This is a genomic window from Sulfuritalea sp. (genome assembly GCF_017302275.1).
Classification (GTDB): domain Bacteria; phylum Pseudomonadota; class Gammaproteobacteria; order Burkholderiales; family Rhodocyclaceae; genus Sulfuritalea.
Map to the genome: position 1 here is coordinate 74,904 of NZ_JAFLDR010000007.1, position 18,635 is coordinate 93,538.

At 65.1% G+C, this 18,635-nt stretch carries 16 protein-coding genes; 5 read left to right on the forward strand and 11 right to left on the reverse strand.

Annotated features, from left to right (window positions below; genetic code table 11):
• Positions 1–11 precede the first annotated feature (11 nt).
• The 4 genes from J0M27_RS05625 to J0M27_RS05640 all read right to left on the reverse strand — a co-directional run bounded on the left by J0M27_RS05625 (position 12) and on the right by J0M27_RS05640 (position 5,789).
• On the reverse strand, positions 12–2,399 hold the full coding sequence (locus J0M27_RS05625) for a 3-hydroxyacyl-CoA dehydrogenase NAD-binding domain-containing protein (RefSeq protein ID WP_294988305.1): 2,388 nt from the start codon (positions 2,397–2,399) through the stop codon (positions 12–14).
• Positions 2,400–2,550: 151 nt separating this feature from the next.
• Positions 2,551–4,341 carry an acyl-CoA dehydrogenase C-terminal domain-containing protein gene (locus J0M27_RS05630; protein WP_294988308.1) on the reverse strand — a complete coding sequence of 597 codons (1,791 nt, stop codon included), beginning with the start codon at positions 4,339–4,341 and terminating at the stop codon, positions 2,551–2,553.
• Positions 4,342–4,458: 117 nt separating this feature from the next.
• Positions 4,459–5,001, reverse strand: coding sequence for an isochorismatase family protein (locus J0M27_RS05635; protein ID WP_294988311.1), 543 nt, complete (start codon positions 4,999–5,001; stop codon positions 4,459–4,461).
• Positions 4,995–5,789, reverse strand: coding sequence for a 3'-5' exonuclease (locus J0M27_RS05640; protein ID WP_294988314.1), 795 nt, complete (start codon positions 5,787–5,789; stop codon positions 4,995–4,997). The genes J0M27_RS05635 and J0M27_RS05640 overlap by 7 nt, the downstream gene beginning before the upstream one ends.
• 57 nt (positions 5,790–5,846) lie before the next feature.
• Between J0M27_RS05640 and J0M27_RS05645 the strand changes: the two genes are divergently transcribed.
• Entirely contained in the window at positions 5,847–6,707 is an 861-nt protein-coding gene (locus tag J0M27_RS05645; RefSeq protein WP_294988317.1) for an IclR family transcriptional regulator, read from the forward strand.
• Here J0M27_RS05645 and J0M27_RS05650 read toward each other — a convergent pair.
• From J0M27_RS05650 to J0M27_RS05660, 3 genes are all read right to left on the reverse strand, one after another.
• Positions 6,644–7,159: a Fic family protein gene (locus J0M27_RS05650; RefSeq protein WP_294988320.1), complete on the reverse strand. Its 516-nt coding sequence runs from the start codon at positions 7,157–7,159 to the stop codon at positions 6,644–6,646. The two genes, J0M27_RS05645 and J0M27_RS05650, sit on opposite strands and share 64 nt — an antisense overlap.
• A gap of 91 nt (positions 7,160–7,250) precedes the next feature.
• Complete coding sequence (locus J0M27_RS05655) at positions 7,251–7,931, reverse strand: rhodanese-like domain-containing protein (protein ID WP_294988323.1); 681 nt, start codon at positions 7,929–7,931, stop codon at positions 7,251–7,253.
• A 121-nt stretch (positions 7,932–8,052) separates the two neighbouring features.
• Positions 8,053–9,333 (reverse strand): hypothetical protein, encoded by a 1,281-nt coding sequence (locus J0M27_RS05660; protein WP_294988325.1) that lies wholly within the window; start codon positions 9,331–9,333, stop codon positions 8,053–8,055.
• A gap of 93 nt (positions 9,334–9,426) precedes the next feature.
• Here J0M27_RS05660 and J0M27_RS05665 point away from each other — a divergent pair, with 93 nt between their 5' ends.
• A complete protein-coding gene (locus tag J0M27_RS05665; RefSeq protein ID WP_294988328.1) occupies positions 9,427–10,320 on the forward strand; it encodes a DUF6279 family lipoprotein in 894 nt (297 codons plus the stop codon).
• 34 nt (positions 10,321–10,354) lie between these two features.
• Here the strand turns inward: J0M27_RS05665 and J0M27_RS05670 are convergent, their stop codons facing one another.
• Positions 10,355–10,723, reverse strand: coding sequence for a hypothetical protein (locus J0M27_RS05670; RefSeq protein WP_294988330.1), 369 nt, complete (start codon positions 10,721–10,723; stop codon positions 10,355–10,357).
• Between the two features lie 395 nt (positions 10,724–11,118).
• On the opposite strand from J0M27_RS05670, the gene glgC reads away from it, so the two are divergent.
• From glgC to J0M27_RS05685, 3 genes are all read left to right on the forward strand, one after another.
• Positions 11,119–12,384, forward strand: a complete 1,266-nt coding sequence (gene glgC, locus J0M27_RS05675) for a glucose-1-phosphate adenylyltransferase (protein WP_294988333.1) — start codon at positions 11,119–11,121, stop codon at positions 12,382–12,384.
• 138 nt (positions 12,385–12,522) lie between these two features.
• Positions 12,523–15,111 (forward strand): glycogen/starch/alpha-glucan phosphorylase, encoded by a 2,589-nt coding sequence (locus J0M27_RS05680; RefSeq protein WP_294988336.1) that lies wholly within the window; start codon positions 12,523–12,525, stop codon positions 15,109–15,111.
• Positions 15,108–16,016, forward strand: coding sequence for a D-hexose-6-phosphate mutarotase (locus tag J0M27_RS05685; protein WP_294988339.1), 909 nt, complete (start codon positions 15,108–15,110; stop codon positions 16,014–16,016). The genes J0M27_RS05680 and J0M27_RS05685 overlap by 4 nt, the downstream gene beginning before the upstream one ends.
• Before the next feature lie 150 nt (positions 16,017–16,166).
• Here J0M27_RS05685 and arfB read toward each other — a convergent pair whose 3' ends face one another.
• From arfB to dbpA, 3 genes are read right to left on the reverse strand one after another with little or no spacing between them, the layout of a single operon-like run.
• Positions 16,167–16,583, reverse strand: coding sequence for an alternative ribosome rescue aminoacyl-tRNA hydrolase ArfB (gene arfB, locus J0M27_RS05690; RefSeq protein WP_294988342.1), 417 nt, complete (start codon positions 16,581–16,583; stop codon positions 16,167–16,169).
• An 8-nt stretch (positions 16,584–16,591) separates the two neighbouring features.
• Positions 16,592–17,170, reverse strand: a complete 579-nt coding sequence (locus J0M27_RS05695) for a DUF1415 domain-containing protein (protein WP_365962236.1) — start codon at positions 17,168–17,170, stop codon at positions 16,592–16,594.
• Between the two features lie 41 nt (positions 17,171–17,211).
• The gene (dbpA, locus tag J0M27_RS05700) at positions 17,212–18,627 is read right to left on the reverse strand and encodes an ATP-dependent RNA helicase DbpA (protein ID WP_294988346.1); all 1,416 of its coding nucleotides are present in this window, start codon (positions 18,625–18,627) and stop codon (positions 17,212–17,214) included.
• Positions 18,628–18,635 lie beyond the last annotated feature (8 nt).

The following is an 18,635-nucleotide window of genomic DNA, read 5'->3' on the forward strand; positions in this document are numbered from 1 at the left end:
TTCGATTCTCCTCAGTTCCGAACCGGCTTGCCGGTCTGCATCATGCCCATGATGCGTTCCTGGGTCTTGGGATGGTTCAGAAGTTCCATGAAGGCCTTGCGCTCGAGGTCGAGCAGCCACTGCTCGCTGACCAGGCTGCCCGGATCGACGTCGCCGCCGGACACAATGCTGGCGATCATCTGCCCCAGCTTGAAGTCGTGGGCGGAGATGAAGCCGCCGTCGCGCATGTTGACCAGTTGCATCATGATGGTGCCGATGGCATAGCGGCCGGCGACGGGAACCAGTTTTTGCAGCGGCGGACGGTAGCCGGCATCGAACATCGCCCGCGCTTCCACCTTGGCCACATGCAGCAGCTCGTAGGGGTTGAAGACGATCACGTCATCGGGTTTCAGGTACCCCATCTGCCGTGCCTCCAGCGCCGACTTTGATACCGAGGCCATGGCGGCATTGGTGAAGTAGGTCTTGAGGAACTGCAGCAGGTCGTTGCCCCTGGCGTCGGCCGCCGCGCGCAATGCCGCTTCCTTGAGTCCGCCGCCGGCCGGGATCAGGCCGACGCCGACTTCCACGAGGCCAATGTAGGACTCGATCGAGGCGACGCGTCGCGCAGCGTGCAGCGCCAGTTCGCAGCCGCCGCCCAGCGCCAGGCCGGCCACCGCGGCGACCACCGGCACATTGGCGTGCTTCATGCGCTGGAAGCAGGCCTGCAACTTGGCGACTTCCGGCTCGATGGCCTTGACGCCGCCCGACATGAACAGCGGCAGCATGGCCTGCAGGTCGGCGCCAGCGGAGAAGGCACCGCCTTCGGCGGCATCCGCGCCCCAGATCACCAGGCCCTTGTAGTTGGCTTCGGCCTCGGCGATGGCCTTCGACAGGCCGTCGATGACGCCGGCGCCGATGGCATGCATCTTGGTCTTGATCGAGAAGACCAGCACCTCATCACCCTGGTGCCAGATGCGCACCGACTCGTCCTCGAACACCGTGGTGCCGGCCTTGCTGCCGTCGGCCGCGCCCTCGCCTTCGACCTTCGCGCGAAAAGGCTGGCGGGCATAGACCGCGAGCGCGGAACGCGGCACATTGGCCCGGCGGACCGGAGACCAGGAGCCGTCGGCGGCGTGCACTCCGGTACGACCGTCGAACACCCAGGCGGGCAACGGTGCGGCACAGAGCGCCTTGCCGGCATCGATGTCGTCCTTGACCCAGGTCGCGACCTGCTGCCAGCCCGCGGCTTGCCAGGTTTCGAAGGGGCCCAGCTTCTGGCCGAAGCCCCAGCGCATGGCGAAATCGATGTCGCGCGCGTTGTCGGCAATGGCTTCCAGATGCACGGCGATGTAGTGGAAGGCGTCGCGGAAGATGGCCCAGAGGAATTGCGCCTGCGGGTGGGTCGAGTCGCGCAGGGCCTTCATGCGCTTGGCCGGGTCCTTTTCCTTGAGGATGCGCACCACCAGGTCGTCGGCCTTGCCGCCGCCGGCCACGTACTGGCCCGTGGCGAAATCCAGGCGCTGTACTTCGCGGCCAACCTTCTTGTAGAAGCCGGCGCCGGATTTCTGCCCCAGCGCTCCGGCCGTGACCAGTTTGGTAAGGACTTCAGGCGTCTGGTAGATGGCGGCGAAAGGATCATCGGGCAGCGTGTCCTGCATGGTCTTGATGACGTGACCCATGGTGTCGAGACCCACCACGTCGGCAGTGCGGAAGGTGCCGGACTTGGCGCGGCCGAGCTTGGCGCCGGTGAGGTCGTCGACCACATCGCACGACAGGCCATATTTCTGCGCCTCGTGCATGGTCGCCATCATGCTGAAGACGCCGACGCGGTTGGCGATGAAGTTGGGCGTGTCCTTGGCCCGCACCACGCCCTTGCCCAGCGTGGTGACGAGGAAGCCTTCGAGCTGGTTCAGGATCTCGGGCTTGGTCGTTGCGGTCGGGATCAGTTCGACCAGATGCATGTAGCGCGGCGGGTTGAAGAAATGCACGCCGCAGAAACGTGCTTTGAGTTCCGCATCGAAGCCATCGGACAGCGCGGTGATCGACAGTCCCGAGGTGTTCGAGGCGAAGATCGCACCCGGCGCGATGAAGGGGGCAACCTTCTTGTAGAGGTCGTGCTTCCAGTCCATGCGTTCGGCGATCGCCTCGATGATCAGGTCGCAGCCCTTGAGCAGTTCGAGGTTGTCGTCGTAGTTGGCGACCTCGATGCAGGACGCGTCGTCCTTGTTGCCCAGCGGCGCCGGGCTGAGTTTTTTGAGGCCTTCGATGGCTTTCAACACGATGCCGTTCTTGGGACCTTCCTTAGCCGGCAGGTCGAACAGCACCACGGGGACTTTGGCATTGACGCAGTGGGCCGCAATCTGCGCACCCATCACGCCGGCGCCGAGGACGGCGACTTTCCTGACGATAAAATTGCTCATGTTGGTCCTTTGTTATTGAGTCGGCAACACTCTACTTGAACGTTCGCCCTGAGCTTGTCTTTCCGATCGTCCTGAGCCCGTCGAAGGAAGGGCAAGCGGGGCTTCGACAAGCTCAGCCCGAACGGGCTTAAGGCTAACTCATGCCTGATCACTAAAACAGTTCGGCTTCGAGATCGAGCAGCGGCTTGGCGCCGGAACGCGCCTGGCGGATCAGCATGGCAGTCTCGGGCAGCAGACGGGCAAAGTAGAAACGCGCGGTGGCGAGCTTGGCCTTGTAGAACCCATCACCGGAATCCAGCTTCTCCAGCGCGATCTTCGCCATGCGGGCAAAGAAGTAACTGTAAACCAGATGGCCGACCACGCGCAGGTAGGGCACGGCAGCGGCGCCGACTTCGTCCTGGTTCTGCATCGCCTTCATGCCGATTTCCATGGTCAGCTTGGTCACCTTGTCGCCCAGGTCGGCCAGCGGCGTGACGAACTCGTTCATCGCCTCGTCGGTACCGTTTTCCTCGACGAAGGCCTGCACCAGGGCGCCGAACTTCTTCAGCCTGGTGCCGTTGTCCATCAGGATCTTGCGCCCCAGCAGATCGAGCGACTGGATGGTGTTGGTGCCTTCGTAGATCATGTTGATGCGGGCATCGCGCACGTATTGCTCGACGCCGGTGCCGGTGATGAAGCCGGAGCCGCCATGCACCTGCATGGCTTCCGAGGTGGCGATCCAGCCGTTGTCGGTCATGAAGGCCTTGACGATAGGGGTCAGCAGCGTCACCAGGTCGGCCGCATCCTTGCGCACCGACTCGTCGGGATGGCTCAGTTCGCGGTCGATCATCATTGCGATGAAGGACGAAAACGCACGCCCGCCCTCGGCATAGGCCCTGGCGGTGAGCAGCATGCGACGCACGTCCGGATGCACGATGATCGGGTCGGCCGCCTGCTCGGGCGCCTTGGGGCCGGAGAGGCTGCGCATCTGCAGCCTTTCCCTGGCATAGACCAGGGCGTTCTGGTAGGCCACTTCGGTCAGCCCCAGGCCCTGCATGCCGACGCCGAGCCGCGCTGCGTTCATCATGACGAACATGGCGTTGAGGCCCTTGTTCGGCTGGCCGATGATCCAACCGGTAGCGCCATCCAGGTTCATCTGGCAGGTGGAACTGCCGTGGATGCCCATTTTATCTTCGAGCGCGCCGCAGGTGATCGCGTTGCGCGCACCGAGGCTGCCGTCGGCATTCGGGATGAATTTCGGCACCACGAAGAGCGATATGCCCTTGGTACCGGCCGGCGCGTCGGGCAGGCGGGCCAGCACCAGGTGGATGATGTTTTCCGCCATGTCATGCTCACCCGCGGAAATGAAGATCTTGCCGCCTGTGATCTTGTAGCTGCCATCGGCCTGGGGCAGGGCCCTTGAGCGCAACAGGCCAAGGTCGGTGCCGCAGTGCGGCTCGGTCAGGCACATGGTGCCGGTCCATTGCCCGGAAACGAGTTTGGGCAGGTATAGCGTCTTCTGCTCCGGCGTGCCGTGCTCGTGCAGACACTCGTAGGCGCCGTGCGACAGGCCCGGATACATGTACCAGGCCTGATTCGACGAGTTGAGCATCTCCGACAAGGAGTTGTAGACCACGATCGGCAGGCCCTGTCCGCCATACTCCGGATCGCAGGTCAGTGACGGCCAACCCGCCTCGACGAACTGGCGATAGGCTTCCTTGAAGCCGGCCGGCGTGGTGACGGTGTGGGTTGCCGTATCGAGCCGGCAGCCTTCGCGATCGCCGACGGCATTCAGCGGGAACAGCACCTTGGAGCTGAACCTGGCGCCCTCTTCCAGGATGTGGTTGATGGTGTCGGTATCGACCTCGGCGTGTGCCGGAAGAGCCTTGAGTTCGCTGGAGACATCGAGCAGTTCGTGCAAAACGAAGTGCATGTCGCGCAAGGGCGCGTTGTATTGACCCATGGGGTCCTCCTTTATCTTGTTGACCAGCCGCGGCCGCCCCTAGCGAACAGCCGTTTCAAACAAACGTTTTAATAATAACGCGGTTTGCCTGATGGGAGTAGTTGCCCGGCTCTAAATTCAGCGCAGGAAGTTGCGGCTGATCTCGCGGAACAGGTCGGAATCGGCCTTGCGCAGCCATTCGAAGGCCACCATCTCGCGGCTGACGATGCTTGCTCCGGCCTGGCGCATGCGCGCCAGTGCCAGCGCCTTGTCCGAATCGTGGCGCGAACCGACGGCTTCCTCGACGACAAAGACCTGGCGCCCGCTCGCCAGCAGTTCCATGACGGTCTGCAGGACGCAGACATGGGTTTCCATGCCGCAGACGACCAGTTGCGGATGCTTGCCGGCGGCAGAGAATCCGTGGCAACCGCCGGCCACCGCCGAGAAATGCAGCTTGCCGGCGATGCAGGCTTCGGGAAGTTCGGCTGCGACCAGAGGATGGGTCGGACCCAGGCCTTGCGGGTATTGCTCGCAGGCCAGCACCGGGATCTCCATGCGACGCGCGACACGGATCAGCCAGACCACCTGGTCGAGCAGCGCCTGCCAGCCGGAAATCGCCGGTACCAGTCGGCCCTGGACATCCACCACCAAGAGCGCGGATTGCTTCGCATCGATCAGCATGACTCCTCCCAGGCGGTGATGAACTCTTTCCAATGCGGCAGCCCCGTCGCGGCCAGTGACGACTTGACCAGAGCGAGTTCGGCCTCGTGCTCCGCCTTGCTGAGCAGGCCGCGCATCATCTGGAAACGCAGGAATACCAGGAAGGTATTGACCACGTCGGTCTCGCAGTAGTCGCGAATCTCGGCGACGCGCCCCTCCAGCCAGGCGCCCCAGACCGCCGAACCGTCCATGCCGAGCTTGCCCGGCAGGCCCATCAGGCGCGCCAGTTGGTCGAGGGGAGCGCTGCCGCGCGGCTGGTACATCGCCAGCAGGTCCATCAGGTCGGTATGCCGCATGTGGTAGCGGCTGATGTAATTGTTCCACTTGAAATCGCGCGAGTCGCGATAGTCGCCCTCGCCCATGTCCCAGTACCGTGGCGCGGTGACGCCGTGGATCAGCCCGCGGTAATGCAGCACCGGCAGGTCGAAGCCGCCGCCATTCCAGGACACCAGTTGCGGGGTGAACTTCTCCACGCCGTCGAAGAAGCGCTGGATGATTTCGCCCTCGCCCGACTTCGGCTCGGCCAGCGACCAGACGCGAAAACCGTCATCACTGCGCAAGGCGCAGGAGATGACGACCACCCGCTGCAGGTGCAGGGGCAGGAAGTCGCTGCCATTCTTTGCCCGCTGGCGCTGGAAGGCGAACTCGGCCACCTCGGCATCGGAAAGCGCCGCCGGCAGTTCGTGCAGCCTACGCAGGCCGGCGATGTCCGGAATGGTCTCGATGTCGAAGACGAGAACGGGGGTCATGGGCTGGGTTCCGCGGAAAGTCGGCGCTGGCGATACGGCAATTCTATAATCGCGCCCATGTCAGGTGAGGAAAAAGACGAGGACAGCCGCCAGGGCATCCAGTCGATCGAGGTTGGCGTACCCCTGTTGCGGGTGCTGGCCGACCATGGCGCGCCGATGATGCTGCGTGACCTCGCCATCGCCGCCGGCATGCCCGCCGCCAAGGCGCACCGCTACCTGGTGAGCCTGGTGCGCACCGGGCTGGTGATACAGGACAGCCTCTCTGGTCGCTACGACCTCGGCCACTTCGCGCTGGAACTTGGCCTGGCCTGCATTGCGCGGCTCGATCCGGTGCGCATGGCGAACCCGGTGCTCGACGCACTGGGCGAGGAAATCGGCGAAACCGTGGCGTTGGCGGTGTGGGGCAACATGGGCCCGACCATCGTGCGCTGGGTCGATTCGCGGCGCCCGGTTTCCGTCAACCTGCGTACCGGCGCGGTGATGCCGCTGCTGCATTCGGCGATCGGCCTCTGCTTCGTCAGCTTCTTCGATTCGCCGCTGCTGTCGCGCCGGATCGACGAGGAACTCCAGATCAACGCCCGCGGCGACGATCCCCGCGCGCCGATCACGCGCGCCGAACTCGACGCGCTGGTCGCCGAATGCCGCCAGCATGGCCTGTCGCGCGCGGTCGGTTCGGTGATACCGGGCATCAACGCCTTCTGCGCCCCGGTGTTCGACCACGAGGGCAAGATGGTGCTGGCCATCACCGGCCTCGGCCCGGCCGGCATCTTCCCGCCCGGCTGGAGCAGCCCGATGGCCAGGGCGATCCGCAAGGCCGCGCAAGCCATCTCGCGCCAGCTTGGCTGGCGCGGCGATCAGGCGGGAGCCGCTATCCGCCGCATGCAATCGCGCAACGGTCCGCCATCGGCGTTGAAGTAGCGGTCGCGGCAGGCGGAATACGGCGCGTTCCGCTCCAGCGCGGCAAAATCCAGACGGTAGCCGGCAGCGGCGGCCAGAGCCGTGCAGAAGTACCGCAGGCTGCGGCTGTTGCCGTCGCGAAAGGCATGTACCGCGTACATGCGATAGTAATAATCGGCGAGGCGGTCGGCGAAGGCTTCGATTCCCAGCCCACGCAGGAACGCCTCGCCTTCCAGGTCGGCATGTATCCGCCGAACCGCATCGGAGATCTCCGCCGCCGGCGCGAAATCCTGGCCCTGCTTCTCGGTATCGACCGTGCGCACCTGCCCCGCCCAGGCGAAAATGTCCTGGAACAGAACGCGATGAATCGCGCACAGGTGGCCCAGGTCGAAACTGCCGGCAGGCGTCCCGGGCGCCAGTTGCTCCCCGCGCAGGCCGGCCACGACCTCGACCACGCGATCGAGCACGGCCATGCTGCGTATGCCGAAAAGATTGATCAGGACCGGCGTGCCGGGATAGACGTAGGGCCTGGCCGGATCGGGAGCTGGATAGTCGATGATGGCCTCAGCGCTTGCCTGCCGGTACGGTGGTCAAGCCGAGGCTCTTCCACACCTGCATGCCGCCGCGATACCACTTGAGCTTGTGCGCCGGGTAGCCCAGCGCCAGCAACTGCCTGATATTGGTCGGCGACTGGCCGCACCATGGCCCGTTGCAGTAGAACACCAGCGTCCTGGCATTCTCGAAGTTCCACAGCAGGCCGGTGCGACCGGCGCCGAACTGCAGGGTCAGGATTTCGGCGATCGACTCGGCATCCGCCTGCGCCGGATGCAGGCGCGTCCACGGCAAATGGATCGCGCCGGGAATGATGCCGGAGCGCAGCAGCCAGTCGGCGTCGCGCGAATCGACCACCAGGACGCGGTCATCACGTCGCGTGATGCGTCGCAGGTATTCCAACAGTTCGAGCTCGCCGATGGTCTCCACCCCCGGCGCCAGGTGCATCGGCTGCACGCAGTAGGGTGGACAGGGCCGCGAGGTCATGGCGAAATCGGGGTCGATCTGGTTGAGATTGTCAGGCTCGCGCCGAATGCGCACGAGGCGCCCTTCGTGCATCACGTCGAGCCAGGGCTGCTCGGCCGTGATGCCAACCGGCTGGTCGGCCCGAACCCCACCGGCTAGCAGCAGGAACGCCGCGACAGCGGCGGCAAGCGAGCTGGCCAGGCGCGCCCGGTTTCCACGCGCTGGCATCGCAACAGCCTGGCAATCGATACGCCGCATTCCTGCCCTCCGGTGGACAATCCATCGGCCAGCCATCCGGGGCGAGGGGCCATGCCCGTGCGCCAGATGGCAAACCGCATCTTCTGCCAGCTTAGCGGCCAAAAATCCCCTTCAGCAGTTCCAGCGGCTTTTCCAGTTTCAACTCGCCCGACGATTCGTCCGAAGTCTGGCGCCGTTGGCCGTGAGCCTCCCCCTGTTCCCTGGCGCTGCCGGAACGACCTGGCCGGCCCTCCTCGGACATGCCGAGGATGCCATTGGTGACCGACTTGACGCGCAACTTTACCGCCCACACCGGTTCCCATTTGGCCTTCGGATCCTTGGGGCGCGGCGGATGGGCCAGGTTCAGTTCGTCGCCGTAGGCGATCACGCGCAGCATGCCGCCGTTTTCGCCAAAAATTCCCTTGGGTACCGCGCAAGTCGTCGTCTGTGGCGTCAGCAGTACCTTCTCCTTCAGCCAGCGATCCACCGCGGCATTGGTCTGGTAGTCCATGAGGCCGAAACCCGTATCCGCCAGTTCGCTGGACGTCCACATCACCATGTCTTCCTTTTCATTGCTGCCCATCGCCGAGACGAAGTAGGCGCGCGCGGTGGCGATCGCATTCCACTTCAGCTCCGTCGCGCCGTCCCTCGCCGCCTGATCCAGCTTGATCGGCGGCATCAGATCCTGGGCCGCGGGGATATTGAAGCGAAACGCCGCGGGGATGCCCTTGCCGGAAAACGCGTGCTCGCCCTGCAGCGAAGCCGTCTCCGGCACCATGCGGCTGTCGTCGGGATTCGGCCATGACGGGCGTCCGATCGCGCTGTGCGCGCCACGCTGCGTGGCGCTGCGGGCGACGAAGAACTTGCCGAAATCGGCTGGCGCCGCGGTCGCCATGTCGAGCACCCTTGGCTGTCCGGCACGCACCGACGGTCCGCAACCCCAGTACAATAGCATGCGCCCCTTGGGCCGCTCGGGGTCTTCCTGCTTGATATCTTCGTCGTCGCGCACCGGCGCCGGAGGGGCATTCTTCGGCGTGCGGAGCTCCAGTCCCGGTCTCAGAAACCCTTCCGGCACCGCCTGCTGCGCGGTATCCAGGTTCGGGTTGGCCCGAGCGCGCACGGTGACATCGACCCAGCGGCCGGCGCTCATGGCGCGGGTGTTGCCGAAGCTGTTGCCGCCTCCGGCTCCCTTCCCCCCGAACATGCCGCCCAGCCCTCCCATGGCGGACATGCCGCCCATCGGCATGCCCATTCCGGAAAAGGTGGCAACATCGATCCAGGCTTGGGCTTCGGGTGGCGCCACCTGCTGGGCAGCGGCGGCTGTCGGGACGGCGAGCAGCAGCGGAAGAAACGTGGTGGCGATGGCGGTTGATCTGCTGCGCGTTGGACTCAAGATAATCCCTCCTTATGTCGGCGGGATGATACTCCTCCATCCCGGGGAGCGCCCGGTCCAAATGTGCCGCGGTACCCCTTGGGAATGTTACCCTTGACCAAGTTCAAGGATCCAGCCATGCGCCGCACCACGCCATTGTTGCTGTTGCTATTCCTCCTCGGCCTGCTGCAGGGCTGCAGCGCGGTGCGCTTCGGCTACGGCCACGCCGACAGCCTGGCGCGCTGGTGGATCGACCAGTATGTCGACCTGTCGCCGGAACAGGACAGCCTGGTGCAGGAACGCCTGCCCCGCTTTTTTGCCTGGCATCGCAAGACGCAATTGCCGGACTATGTCGCGGTGCTTCGCCAGGGGCAACAGTTCATCGCCGGCCAGCCGACGCTGGCCGATGCACGCGCCCTCGACGAAAGCATCGTGCGCCGGGTTCGCACGGCAGCGGACCAGGCCATACCGGACGTCGCGGATCTGCTGGCAAGCCTCGGACCTTCCCAGATCGATCGGATCGCCGCACGCTACGCGGAAAAGAACCTCGAATATGCGAAAGAAGCCGGGTTGTCCGACGGCGAGGCGGCGCAGCGCAAGGCGCGCCAGAAGCGGATACTGGAACGGGCCGAATACTGGTTCGGTGACGTGAACGGCGATCAGCGCGCGTCATTGCAGCGGATGATCGACGCCCAGGAAAGCGGCGCCCAGTTCCGCTACGAGGAAAGGCTGCGGCGCCAGCGTGAATTGCTCGACCTGGCGCGCCAGGTGCAGCGCGAAAAACCCACTCGCGAGCGCGTGATCCAGTTGCTGCGCGACTATGCGGCGCGTTTCGACCTGCCGCCCGATGCGGCTCGTCGTACGCGGGCGCTGGCCCTGCGCCGCGCGGCGGCCGAACTGACCGTTGCCGTCCTTGCCATGACCACGCCGGCGCAGCGCGCCCATGCCCGGCAGAAGCTGGATGACCTGATCGGCGACTTCACGCAACTGTCGCAGGAAGCTTCCTAGCCGCAGCGGCGCCGGGCGAGGCCGGAAGGTACTACTACTTCGCCGGCGTGATGCTGGCTTCTTCGATCAGCAACGGGTAGGAATAGCCGGAGCCAAAGTCGCGATTCACCACCACGACGCCGGAAACCGCGACCTGGTCGCCGACATTGGCGGTCTGCTTGCTGGTGACGACCAGGTTGTTGGTACCCTTGGCGGCATCCCCCGTACCGTCCTGGACGTGCACGAAGTTGCGACCCATGATGCCGTTGTTGACCTTGACCACCTTGCCCTGTGCACTGATGGTCTTGCCGGCAAGTCCAGCCTTGTTCTGGTTCAGCGCGGCAACAGTCTCGGCGACGGCATTGAACGACACCAGACCCAGGCTGCCGACCAGGGCAGCGACCACGACGGAAAAAATCCTCATCAAAAGCTCCTGAATAGGGTTGCTGGCCGGCAGGAACCGGCCAGCCGCCAGCATACCCGCTGCGTGGCGCTCCGGTGCGATCGTAAGGCCTGGGTCGGCCTGGACGTCCGCCTTCTGCCTTGCCGGTGTTCGCCGACATGGCCCGCGCCACGGACCGGCAAAAAGGCCTCATCAACCATCCTGATCGCCCCATCAATCTCCGTGTCATGACTGCCATCAATGACCGGGACGACCAGTATCATTGCAGGGAGCCGGAATGGTTCGGTCGGACCAGGCCTGGTCCAGCCATGACGACCGCATGGCTTGCATGCCGCGGGCACTCGGACCAGACAGGATTCCGGTTGCCTGAAACTGACGGAATTGCCGCGATTTCACTGCCGGAGGAAAAGACAAGAATGCCAAACGAACACGCGCGCCTGCATCTGCCGAACCAGGCCATGGCACTGGTTCTTGCGGGAGGGCGCGGCAGCCGGCTCATGCAATTGACGGACAGGCGTTCCAAGCCTGCGGTCTATTTCGGCGGCAAGTTCCGCATCGTCGATTTTGCGCTGTCGAACTGCCTCAACTCGGGCATCCGCCGCATCGGCGTGGTCACCCAGTACGAGTCGCACAGCCTGCTGCGCCACATCCAGCGCGGCTGGAGCTTCCTCAAATCGGAAATGAACGAGTTCATCGAGTTGATGCCCGCGCAACAGCGCATCGCCGGCGAGTCGTGGTACCGCGGTACCGCCGATGCGGTGTTCCAGAACATCCACATCCTGCAGGGGCACGACCCGGAGTATGTTGTTGTCCTTGCCGGCGACCATGTCTACAAGATGGACTACGCAAGCATGCTGTCCCATCACGTCGAAAGCGGAGCCGGTTGCACCGTGGCTTGCATCGAGGTTCCGGTAGCCGACGCGCGCGGTTTCGGCGTCATGGAAGTCGATGAAGCGGGCCGCATCGTTGCCTTCGTCGAGAAGCCGGCCGTGCCGCCGACGCTGCCCGGCCGGCCGGAGCGCTCACTCGCCAGCATGGGAATCTACGTCTTCGACGCGGCCTACCTCTACGAACAACTGCGACTGGACATGGCCGACCCGGACTCCAGCCACGATTTCGGCAAGGACATCATCCCCAGGGTCGTGCAGCAGGGCAACGCCGTGGCGCAAGCGTTCGACGACAGTTGCGTCGGTTCCCGCCCAGGCAGGGAACCCTACTGGCGCGACGTCGGCACGCTCGATGCCTACTGGGCAGCCAACATCGACCTCACCGCCGTCGATCCCGAACTCAACCTCTACGATACTGCCTGGCCGGTGTGGACCTACCAGCAGCAATTGCCGCCCGCGAAATTCGTGCACAACGAACCCGGTCGCCGTGGTGGCGCCACCGAGTCGACCGTTTCGGGAGGTTGCCTTATCTCGGGCGAACTCAACCGTACGCTGCTGTTCTCGAACTGCCGCGTGCACTCTTACGCGAAGGTGGAGTGGTCGGTGCTGCTGCCCGATGTCGAGGTCGGGCCCCATGCGCGCCTCACCCGCGCCGTCGTCGATCACGGCTGCAAGATTCCTGCCGGACTGGTCGTCGGCGAGGACGCTGAAGATGATGCGCGGCGCTTCCACCGCAGCGACAGCGGCATCACGCTGGTCACCAGCGAGATGATCGCGCGCCTGCCCCACGCCTGACGCCAGGCTTGCCACGGGATCTGCCGCCGATTCCCGCGCCGCGCCCATGACCCCACAAACCACCAATCTGTCGCGGCCGCCGCGGTTCGTTCATTCTCGGCTTTGTGCCGCACGGGAAACTGTTGATCGAGGGCTTTCATGGACCAAACCCATCACTTTGCCAACCGCCTCAAGCCGCTGAAGACCGGCCGACTGTCCGGCGAACTCTTCGAACTGCCGCCGCTGGGCATGGACCAGGGAGCACTCGCCGACGACATCCGCCGCTACTTCGGCAACTTCCTCGGCCGCGACAAGTACTGCCGCTCCACGCATTACCCCTACCAGGCGCTGGTCCTGGCGCTGCGCGAACGACTCATGGAGCGCTGGAAGCGCACCCGCCACGCCTATGAGGAAGCCGGGGCCCGACATGCCTATTATTTGTCGCTGGAGTTCCTGATGGGACGCACGCTCAACAACGCGCTGCTCAACCTTGGCCTGGAAGACACCGCCGCCGCGGTGCTGCAGCGGCTGGGCCTGCACCTGGAAGAAATGCTCGACAACGAGAACGACGCAGGCCTGGGCAATGGCGGCCTCGGCCGGCTGGCCGCCTGCTTTCTCGATAGCTGCGCCACCTTGCAACTGCCGGTGATGGGTTACGGCATTCGCTACGAGTACGGCATGTTCCGCCAGCGCATCGAGAACTGTCGCCAGGCCGAGGAGCCCGACCATTGGCTGCGCGACGGCAATCCCTGGGAACTGGAGCGGCCCGAGCACACGCGCCGCGTCCAGTACTACGGGCGCACCGAGTTCTTCCGCGATGCCGGGGGTTTGCTGCGTGCGCGCTGGGTCGACAGCCACGACGTGCTGGCCGTGCCCTTCGATACGCCGATTCCCGGCTACCGCAACGACACCGTTAACACGCTCCGGCTCTGGAGCGCGGCGGCCACGGACGAGTTCGACCTTGGCGAATTCAACGCCGGCTCCTACCCCGAGTCGGTGTCTGCCAAGAACGCCGCCGAAAACATCACCATGGTGCTCTACCCCAACGACGCCAGCGAGAACGGCAAGGAGCTGCGACTGCGGCAGCAGTATTTCCTCGCCTCGGCCAGCCTGCAGGATGTGCTCGATCGCTGGGAAATGCACCACGGGCTCGACTTCAGCCAGTTTGCGGCGAAGAACTGCTTCCAGCTCAACGACACCCACCCGAGCTGCGCGGTACCCGAACTGATGCGCCTGCTGATCGACGAGTATGGCCTGGGCTGGGACCCGGCCTGGGAGATCACCCGCAATACCATGGCCTACACCAACCACACGCTATTGCCGGAGGCACTGGAAAAATGGCCGGTGCGCCTGTTCGCCCAACTCTTGCCGCGGCTGATGGACATCATCCACGAGATCAACGCCGGCTTTCTCGCCGAGGTTTCGCGACGCTGGCCCGGCGACAACGCGCGCCTGGCGCGCATGTCCCTGATCGAGGAAGGCGCCGAACCGCAAATCCGCATGGCCTACCTGGCGATCGTCGGCAGCTTCTCGGTCAACGGTGTCGCCGCCCTGCATTCGCAATTGCTGCAGACAGGCCTGTTCCGCGACTTCAGCGAGTTGTGGCCGCAGAAGTTCAACAACAAGACCAACGGCGTCACCCAGCGCCGCTGGCTGGCCGCCGCGAACCCGGCGCTGGCGAAATTGCTCGACCAGACCATAGGCGGGGGATGGATCACCCGACTCGACGAGCTCAGGGGCCTGATGGCGCACGTCGACGATCCCGGGTTCCGCCGCCGCTGGCAGGATGTCAAGCGCGCCAACAAGAAGCGCCTCGCGGACCTGGTACGACGCGACTGCGGCATCAGCTTCGACGAGGACGCCCTGTTCGACGTACAGGTCAAGCGCATCCACGAATACAAGCGCCAACTGCTCAATATCCTGCACGTCATACACCTCTACGCCCGTCTCAAGAGCGGCGACGATCGGGACTGGACGCCGCGCTGCGTGCTGATCGGCGGCAAGGCGGCGCCGGGCTACTTCATGGCGAAGCGGATCATCACCCTGGCCTGCATGGTGGCGGAAACGGTCAATAGCGACGACCACATCGGCGGCCGCCTCAAGGTGGCATTCCTGCCGAATTACCGCGTCTCGGCAATGGAACTGATCGCGCCGGGCACCGACCTGTCTGAACAGATCTCCACCGCCGGCAAGGAGGCCTCCGGCACCGGCAACATGAAATTCATGATGAACGGGGCGATCACCATCGGCACCCTGGACGGCGCGAACATCGAGATTCGCGAAGAAGTCGGCGACGACGGCTTCTTCCTCTTCGGCATGACGGCCGAGGAAGTGGAGCATCGCCGCCGCGACTATGACCCCGCTGCCGAAATCGCCGCCGATGCCGACCTGGCACGGGTGATGGCACTGCTCGAATCCGGCCATTTCAACCGCTTCGAGCCGGGACTGTTCGATCCGATCATCGACGCCATCCGCAGTCCCGCCGATCCATGGCTGGTGGCAGCGGACTTTCGCTCCTTCGTCGCCGCGCAGGAGCGGGTCGCCGCCGCCTACCGCGACAGCGAACGATGGACCCGCATGAGCATCCTGAACACCGCCGCCAGCGGCAAGTTTTCCACAGATCGCACCATGGCCCAGTACAACGAACATATCTGGCGGCTGACCGCGGTGGCGCCGAAACAGCCGGTCGCGCGGGCGACAGGCAGCGTTCACACCGACAAGCCATCGGCCGAGGAAGACCACGCATGAATGCACTGGAAAAACTGAATCGCCGTTTCGGCATCGCCGACCAACTGGGATTCGAGGAACTGCCGGGCGGCCTGCTGGCGGCGCGCATCGATACCGCCTTCGCCAGCGCGAGCATCGCGCTGCAGGGCGCCCATGTAATCAGCTATCAGGCCAAGTGCCACGCGCCCCTGATCTGGTTGAGCCCGCAGGCCAAGTTCGCGCCGGGCAAGTCGATCCGCGGCGGCGTGCCCGTCTGCTGGCCCTGGTTCGGGGCGCACGCCACCGATGCCCGGTTTCCCGGCCATGGTTTCGCGCGCACCGCGCCCTGGCAGTTGCTGGATGCCCGCGTACTGCCCGACGGGCGCCTGCGCCTGGAATTCGAACTGATCCAGAGCGACGCGACGCGCGCGCAATGGCCCTGCGCGTCGACGGTACGCAATAGCGTCACCGTCGGCCAGGAACTGGAAGTGGAACTCGCGACGACCAATACCGGATCGACCTCCTTCCAGCTCGGCCAGGCCCTGCACACCTACCTGGTCGTGGGCGACATCCGCCGCATCGACATCGCGGGCCTCGACGGCTGCGAGTTCATCGACAAGGTCGGTGGGGCCGCTCGCAGGTGGCAGCAGGGGCCGGTAGGCTTCACCCAGGAGACTGATCGGATCTACCTGGCGACCCGCGGCTGCTGCGCCATCAGGGATCCGGCGCTGGAACGCTCGATCCTGATCACCAGCACCGGCAGTCGTTCGACCGTGGTCTGGAACCCATGGATCGAGAAGGCCGAGAAGTTGGGCGACTTCGGGCCGGACGGTTACCTGGGCATGGTCTGCGTCGAAACCGCCAATGCGGCCGAGGACGTCATCACCCTGGCGCCGGGCGCAACCCACCGCATGACGGCACAGTACCGTTCGCTCACGACGGGGTGATTCGGGGATCGCCGCGACCATGGCGAAACAACGGCGGGTAGCCGAAACCCTGCGGCATCCCGAAGCCGGTCAAGCCGGAACCTGACGCGCAAGATCCCGAGTGCCACCCGCGGTAAAAGAAACACGCGGCGGCCTCTGTGTGCCTGCAACTCAGGGGATGCCAACGCGCCCGCGTGAGGCTTTCAACTTGCCGCGCGCGGTCTTGCTGTCGACCCGGCGCTTCTGCGAATTCCACGTCGGGCGGGTGGCACGGCGGACAGGTGGAAGGAATGCCGCCGCCGCGATCAGCTCGCGCAAGCGTTCCATGGCGGCGAAGCTGTTGCGCTCCAGGCTGCGGAATTGCTGGGCCTTGATCACCACCACGCCCTCGGCGCTGATGCGCTGGTCCTTCGCCTGAAGCAGGCGTGCCTTGATGTCTTCCGGGAGCGAGGAAGCATGGATGTCGAAGCGCAGGTGAACCGCATTCGAAACCTTGTTGACGTTCTGCCCGCCCGCACCCTGGGCGCGGATCGCGCTGATCTCGACCTCGTCCTCGCGCAGCAGGATGTCGCTCTTGTCGGCACCCATTTCCCGGTTCAGGCCTTCGGCTTGGCCGCGGGACCGACACCCAGCGCCTGCCAGCCCTCAAGACCCAGCGCACGCATGGTTTCGATGTTGCGCAGGTAGATCCCGGACGCGTCCGGAAACGCCGCCGTGGCGCGCGCCAGGCTGGCTTCGCGGATCAGGTGCAGGGTCGGATAGGGCGCGCGGTTGGTGTGGTTGGCGATGTCGTCCGCGTCGGCATCGGCGAACACGTAGTCGGGATGGAAGCTGGCCACCTGCAGGATGCCGACCAGGCCGTGGCTGCGCAGCACGACTTCGACCAGGTCGAGGAAATCGATGAAGTCGTCGAAATCGGTGAGGGCTGACGGCGTCATGAGCAGGGTCATGTCGACCTCGTCGGGCGCCACATCGACCAGGAACTTCAACTCGCTTTCCAGCGCATCGAGCAGTTCGTCCGTGGTCTGCGCCGGGCTGACCACGAAGCGCACCAGTTCCTTGACGTGCACGCTCTTGGCGAAGGGGCACAGGTTGAGGCCGATCACGGCCCGCTCCAGCCACTTGCGGGTCACGGCAATGATCCCGGCGTCGCTGGCAACCGACATCGCGTTCATGGGCGGCGGAATTCCAGAAGTCGGCGCTGGTGACACGGCGTTCAGCCGCCGCGGTCGGACAGCAGATGCACCTTCACCTTCTTGCCCTTGACGGTACCGGCCGAGAGCCTGCGCAGGGCGTCCTGCCCGATGTTGCGCGCGACCGCCACGTAGGTGGTCGTGTCGGTGACCTTGATCTTGCCGATCTGTTCCTTGGCAAACCCGGCCTCGCCGGTCAGCGCCCCCAGCACGTCGCCGGGGCGGAGCTTTTCCTTGCGCCCGCCGAGGATCAGCAGCGTGACCATGGGTGGCAGCAGGCGCGCGTTCGACGCCTCCTGCAATTCGCTCATGGCATGCCATTCGACCTCCTGGCCCAGCGTCGTCACGATGTTGCGCACGCGCGCCATCTGGTTGCCACTGACCAGGCTGAAGGCCCAGCCTTCCTGGTCGACGCGCCCGGTGCGGCCGATGCGATGCACATGCACTTCGCTGTCCGGCGTGACATCGACGTTGATCACCGCTTCAAGTTGGTCGATGTCCAGGCCGCGCGCCGCGACGTCGGTCGCGACCAGCACCGAGCAGCTGCGATTGGCGAACTGGATCAGCACCTGGTCGCGCTCGCGCTGTTCCATCTCGCCATGCAGGGCCAGCGCGACGAAGCCTTCGGCACGCAGGACCTGCAGCAGGTCGCGACACTGCTGGCGCGTGTTGCAGAAGGCCAGGGTGCTGACCGGCCGGTAGTGCCGCAGCAACACGCCGACTGCCGCGAGGCGCTGTTCGGGCTCGACTTCATAGAAGCGTTGGCGGATCTTGCCTGCCTCGTGCTGCTCGGCGAGCGTGATCTGCAGCGGATCGCGCAGGAAGGCGCGACTCAGGCTGGCGATGCCTTCGGGATAGGTCGCGGAAAACAGCAGGGTCTGGCGTTCCTTGGGACAGGCCTTGGTGACAAAGGCGATGTCGTCGTAGAAACCCATGTCCAGCATGCGGTCGGCCTCGTCCAGCACCAGCGTGTCGAGCGCGGCGAGGTCCAGGCTTTCGCGCTGCAGGTGGTCCATGATGCGCCCCGGCGTGCCGACCACGACATGGGCGCCGTGTTCCAGGCTGGAGATCTGTGGCCGCATCTGGCTCCCGCCGCACAGGGTGAGAACCTTGATGTTCTCGGCACCGCGCGCCAGGCGGCGGATTTCCTGGCTCACCTGGTCGGCCAGTTCGCGTGTCGGGCACAGCACCAGAGCCTGCACCGCGAAGCGGCGCGGATTGAGCCGGGTCAGCAGCGTCAGCGCAAAGGCCGCCGTCTTGCCGCTGCCGGTCTTGGCCTGGGCGATCAAGTCCTTGCCGGCCAGCGCCGGCGGCAGGCTGGCCGCCTGGATCGGCGTCATCTGCCGGTAGCCGAGTTGTTCGAGGTTGGCGAGCGTTGCAGGGGCCAGCGGCAAGGAAGCGAAGGACGGGGCGGCGGGAACCGCAGGGGCGGGATTCATGCGCAATT

What these genes read in the sequence shown, in the direction of transcription:
- J0M27_RS05640 (WP_294988314.1), bottom strand. Translation starts at nt 5,789, where the DNA reads ATGACCCCCGTTCTCGTCTTCGACATCGAGACCATTCCGGACATCGCC.
- arfB (WP_294988342.1), bottom strand. Translation starts at nt 16,583, where the DNA reads ATGGGTGCCGACAAGAGCGACATCCTGCTGCGCGAGGACGAGGTCGAG.
- glgC (WP_294988333.1), top strand. Translation starts at nt 11,119, where the DNA reads ATGCCAAACGAACACGCGCGCCTGCATCTGCCGAACCAGGCCATGGCA.
- J0M27_RS05645 (WP_294988317.1), top strand. Translation starts at nt 5,847, where the DNA reads ATGTCAGGTGAGGAAAAAGACGAGGACAGCCGCCAGGGCATCCAGTCG.
- J0M27_RS05650 (WP_294988320.1), bottom strand. Translation starts at nt 7,159, where the DNA reads ATGGCCGTGCTCGATCGCGTGGTCGAGGTCGTGGCCGGCCTGCGCGGG.
- J0M27_RS05680 (WP_294988336.1), top strand. Translation starts at nt 12,523, where the DNA reads ATGGACCAAACCCATCACTTTGCCAACCGCCTCAAGCCGCTGAAGACC.
- J0M27_RS05635 (WP_294988311.1), bottom strand. Translation starts at nt 5,001, where the DNA reads ATGCTGATCGATGCGAAGCAATCCGCGCTCTTGGTGGTGGATGTCCAG.
- J0M27_RS05655 (WP_294988323.1), bottom strand. Translation starts at nt 7,931, where the DNA reads ATGCCAGCGCGTGGAAACCGGGCGCGCCTGGCCAGCTCGCTTGCCGCC.
- J0M27_RS05695 (WP_365962236.1), bottom strand. Translation starts at nt 17,170, where the DNA reads ATGAACGCGATGTCGGTTGCCAGCGACGCCGGGATCATTGCCGTGACC.
- J0M27_RS05670 (WP_294988330.1), bottom strand. Translation starts at nt 10,723, where the DNA reads ATGAGGATTTTTTCCGTCGTGGTCGCTGCCCTGGTCGGCAGCCTGGGT.
- J0M27_RS05625 (WP_294988305.1), bottom strand. Translation starts at nt 2,399, where the DNA reads ATGAGCAATTTTATCGTCAGGAAAGTCGCCGTCCTCGGCGCCGGCGTG.
- J0M27_RS05685 (WP_294988339.1), top strand. Translation starts at nt 15,108, where the DNA reads ATGAATGCACTGGAAAAACTGAATCGCCGTTTCGGCATCGCCGACCAA.
- dbpA (WP_294988346.1), bottom strand. Translation starts at nt 18,627, where the DNA reads ATGAATCCCGCCCCTGCGGTTCCCGCCGCCCCGTCCTTCGCTTCCTTG.
- J0M27_RS05630 (WP_294988308.1), bottom strand. Translation starts at nt 4,341, where the DNA reads ATGGGTCAATACAACGCGCCCTTGCGCGACATGCACTTCGTTTTGCAC.